The following is a 4,617-nucleotide window of genomic DNA, read 5'->3' as shown; positions in this document are numbered from 1 at the left end:
CCGCTGGGGCGGGCGTTCGCCCTGGCCCTGGCCGGCGCCGGCGCCCGGGTCGTCCTGGTCGGCCGGAGCGAGCGGGCGCTGACGGAGGCGGCGGCCCGCGTCGCCGGGCGGGGCGGCGAGGCCCGTACGGCCGTGTGCGACGTGGCCGACCCCGCGTCGGTCACCCGGCTCGCCGTCGAACTCGCCGACGAGGAGGTGTCGTTGCTCGTCAACAACGCCGGCGTCGCGGGCCCGGTGCGGCCGCTCGTCGACATCGAACCGGACGAGTGGGACGAGGTGTTCGCGGTCAACGTCCGCGGCGTCTACCTCATGTGCCGGGCCTTCCTGCCCCGCATGTCCGCGGCCGGGCGGGGCGACGTCGTCAACGTCGCCTCGGTCAGCGGCAAGCGCCCGCTGCTCAACCGCACCCCCTACACCGCCTCCAAGATGGCGCTGCTCGGGCTCACTCGCACCCTGGCGGGGGAGGTGGGCCCGCACGGGGTTTCCGTCAACTCCCTGTCGCCCGGACCGGTCCGCGGCCCGCGCATGGACCGCAATTTCCGGCTCACCGCCGAACTGACCGGCTGCTCGGTCCAGGAGGCCGAACGCGACTTCGCCTCCCGGGCGGCCCTCGGTCGGCTCGTCGAGGAGGACGAGGTTGCCCGCGCCCTGCTGGCGATGCTCGCCATGCCGGGCCTGTGCGGCGCGGACATCGACCTGTCGGCCGGGATGATCGCCCCCGCGTAAACGCATCGCCGGCACAACAGAAGAGTGAACGACGAGGTGGACGGCGCGCACGCCGCCCGCCTCGTCGTCGTGTCCGCGCCCCGGCCACCCTGTGGCCACTCTGTGTGATCGCCATGGAACGGGCCGCCCGATCCGAGGCATCGGGTTCCGGGATGCGTGTGTGAGGTGCCTATTGACCTCTGTACAGGGCTGGTTCACTCCGTCGTGCACCCCAGGTGCTCTGTCCCGGACCGTCCCGCCGCATGCCCCGCGGGCCGGTTCGTCACGCTGCGCGACAGCGCACTCGAACCGTGGAAGGCACGCAATGACGCTGATGACCCGACGCTCCATCCTGATCGCAGGTTCCGCCACGGCCGGAGCCCTGCTGGTTCCGGCCGCCTCCGCCGTCGCCGCGCCCGTCGCGAGCGGAAACCGGATCACCATCGGCTCCGGCGAGACCTACGAGCTCGCGGCGACCACGCGGGTGAGCCGGCTGACGATCGCGGAGGGCGGGCGGATCGTCGCCCCGGACGGCCAGAGCCTCACCCTCACCGTCGACGGGGTGGAGACCGGCCAGCTGCTGACCGAGACCGGCGGCACCGCGACCCTCGTCGAGCCGGGCACCTACCGCGGCGACGTGGTCCTCACGGTGACGGCGCGGAACGACGTCACGTACCAGACGCTGACCTTCCCCTTCCGGCAGGCGCTCTACGTCGACGGCGACGGCGTGGCCCGTGACAAGTCCGTCCTCGCGGCGGTGGTCGGCGGCAGGCTCACCGACTCCTTCGCCAGGAACGTGTCGATCACCTCCACCGGCGAGTGCTTCGACGGCGTGTACGTGCGAGACGCCGCCTACACGCTGAACCGGCCCACCATCTCCCTCACCGGCAACGGCCGCAGCGACTTCGCCGGCTACGGCGCCGCGGTGGTCGGCGCCGGCGCCTCCACCCGGCTGGTCCTGGACGGGGCCCGCATCACCAACAAGGGAGTCGTCCGCACCGCCGTCATCGCCGACGACGGCGCCGACGTGGTCGTGAAGAACTCCTTCATCCGCTGCCGCAACGGTGTGCTGCCCGCCGACTACCAGGCCACCGTCGAAACCCCGTACATGCAGTCGGTGCCCTGGATGCTCGGCCTCGACGGCAACGTCCGCTCCACCAACCTCCTCGGCAAGGACAGCACCGCCACCTACCTCGGCTCCACCGTCTTCTCGGAGACATGGGGCGCCCTGTCCGTCGAGGGCGGCAGCGGGCTGAAGCTGACGGCGGTCAACAGCCACGTCGGCAACACCGGGGCGTACGGCTACGGCACCTACGCCATCGGCGACGCCGTGGTCCGTGTCCTCGGCTGCCGCTTCGACGTCGGCAGCTACGCCACCATCATCGCGGGCCCGGCCGCGGTCGTGCACTACGGCGACAGCACCCCGGCCGCCGTCGCGGCACTCAACACGGAGCTCGGGCTGGGGCTGTCGAGCGCCGAGCTGGCGGACCTCCCGGCGCGCAACACCGTCGTGAACTCGGGGCACTTCGGCTACATGTTCTTCGGCGCCGGGACCCTGACCCTGGACGGCGGCACGGTCATCAACTCCGAGCGGGCGACCTTCCTCAACAAGGGCCAGCAGACCGCCATCACGGTCGACGGGTCCAACGGCGCCCGCCTCAACCCGCGTGACGGCGTCATCCTGCAGATGATCGAGCTGGACGACCCGGGTCCGGTCAACGTCGGCGGCAAGATGATGAACGTGGGCGTCTACACCGAGCCCACCGGCGACCCGGCGAAGGACACCTCCTTCGACGTAACAGCCGCCCACGCCGCCGACTCGGCCGCCACCTTCTCCTCCATCGCGCTGAAGGGCGACTTCTACAACGGCATGCGCAAGGGCAAGAACATGGTCCTCACCTTCGAGGACACCACGGTCGAGGGCGTCATCTCGGCGTCCCGGACCCGGCACCGGGTGGACACGATCGACTCCTCCGCCTTCTACGAGCTGGGCATCGTCACCAACACCGTGCGGCCCGCCGTCAACAACGGCGTGGTCGTCCGCCTGAACAGCGGCTCGGCGTGGACCGTCACCGGCACCTCGTACCTGACCGCGCTGACCGTCGCCGCCGACGCGGCCGTCAAGGCGCCGTCGGGCAAGTCGTTGGTCATGACGGTGGACGGCACCGAGACGGCCCTGACCGCCGGGAAGACCTACACGGGAGCCATCACGCTGACCGTGGCGTGACCTGCCGTGTGACGTCGCACGGTACGGCGTCGGCGGAGGCGGGTGGCCTCCGCCGACGCGGCGTTCCGGGGCCACAGCGTGTCGGTCGGGAACCGCAGGTGCCGGGTGGACAGATCGAGGGTAGACGGGTGGACAGGCACATGAGCTTGGCTCTGTCGAAGATCTTGGAGTTTCCCGGTGCGGCAGCATGGTCGACGGGCATGCTCGGATAGTTCCGCCGTCCGATGAAGCTGTCGAGGTGCTCGTTGTCCCTGCGGCCCCGTTCCGGTGAGCACGTTCCGCCTCTGACCGCGCAGATCGCGCGGGCGAGCAACCCGGGTGGCACGACGGCGATATGGGTGCGTGACCGGCTGGACGGGCTATGGCGCGACGAGGGCTTGCGGACTGGTACCCCAGGGACGGACGTCCAGGGCTCTCGCCTGCTCAGCTGGCTACCGTTTGTGTGCTGCAGTTCCTGCTCGGCCTGTCGGACCGGCAGGCCGCCGAGGCGGTCCGCTGCCGCATCGACTTCAAGTACGCCATGGCCATGGAGCTGGATGACCCCGGCTTCCACCACAGCGTGCTGGGCGACTTCCGCGACCGTCTCGCCGAGGACGGCCGTGCCGACCGCCTCCTCGACCTTGCGACCTTGCACTGGCCCGCCTCAAGGAGGCCGGTGTGGTGCGCGAGCGCACCACGCAGCGCACCGGACTCCACCCACGTCCTGGCCGCGGTGCGTGACCTGACCCGCCTGGAGCTGGTCACCGAGGCGGTCCGCGCCGCACTCGAAGAGGTGACAGGCATCTCTAGTGGATCCGCTGGGACGGCACTGGACAAGCCAATCTGCCCGGCATCCCCCCGGCTGGTGACATCTCGGACTTCGACCCTGACAAGCTCCAGGTCTGGTACGGCCCCAACCAGGAGGAGAAGTGGAAGCAGCAGGGGTACGACGACCGCTCCCAGCGGCAGTTCTACCGCTTCCTCGCCACCCTGCCGAGCGACCCCGACCGCATGATGAAGCGCATCCGCGAGGAGCACGCCATCGGCTCGGTCGACGGGGAGACGCGCGCACAGCGCGACTGGCGGGAGATCGACGTCCTGTACCGGTGGGTGCTGATCCCGCCGAACGTCCAGGCAGGCCTGTTCCGGGCTCTGGCGAAGATCCCCGGCGCCCGGGTGACGACCGGCGTCAAGGACCCGCTCGGCCGCGCGGCGATCGGTGTGAGCGTGAACTACGCAGAGAGGACGTCCTCGGGGTGGCAGGGCAAACAGGAGATCTTTTTCGATCCCGAGAGCTACGCCTACCTTGGGCAGACCCGCAACGACGGGGAGACGGTCAGCGCCCGCGCCGCTTGGGGCGTCGTGAACAAGCCCGGCGCCCACCCCTGAGGACCGCGAGAGGCGCCCGGTGCCTGCACCGAGCCTCCGGGTGCCGAGCGGGCAGTGTTGTCGCGAAAGTGCGGTCGTTTCGACTGCTGTCCGGTCATGGTCCGCGTTCGGTCGAGCGGGCAGGGCTGAGCGTCGTGCGGGCTTGACCTGTCCGGGGACGAGAGGTGGGCATGGGCACTCATACCCGACCGCGGTGGGGGAGACCTCGACCAGGGGGGCGCCCATGGCAGGTCAGCGGGCTGGCGTCCCCTGACGCCGATGGTGGCGGGCAGCTGCTGCTCGGGTACCTGGTGCCGTTGGTGCTTTTGGGCTGGGAG

General features: G+C 70.6%; 3 protein-coding genes and 1 pseudogene. All 4 read left to right on the top strand.

Annotated features, from left to right (window positions below; translation table 11 throughout):
* The coding region (locus EHS43_RS37905; protein WP_148104197.1) for an SDR family NAD(P)-dependent oxidoreductase at positions 1–726 on the top strand (726 nt) is incomplete at its 5' end.
* Between the two features lie 313 nt (positions 727–1,039).
* Positions 1,040–2,932, top strand: coding sequence for a hypothetical protein (locus EHS43_RS37900; protein WP_260470901.1), 1,893 nt, complete (start codon positions 1,040–1,042; stop codon positions 2,930–2,932).
* A 361-nt stretch (positions 2,933–3,293) separates the two neighbouring features.
* Positions 3,294–3,491: pseudogene (locus tag EHS43_RS48390) on the top strand (transposase); the annotation flags it as partial.
* A gap of 233 nt (positions 3,492–3,724) precedes the next feature.
* Positions 3,725–4,300, top strand: coding sequence for a CU044_5270 family protein (locus EHS43_RS37890; protein ID WP_312023469.1), 576 nt, complete (start codon positions 3,725–3,727; stop codon positions 4,298–4,300).
* Positions 4,301–4,617 lie beyond the last annotated feature (317 nt).

It is taken from the genome of Streptomyces sp. RP5T (genome assembly GCF_003933965.1).
In the GTDB taxonomy this organism is placed as follows: domain Bacteria; phylum Actinomycetota; class Actinomycetes; order Streptomycetales; family Streptomycetaceae; genus Streptomyces.
This window is presented reverse-complemented; position numbering and strand designations above follow the sequence as displayed.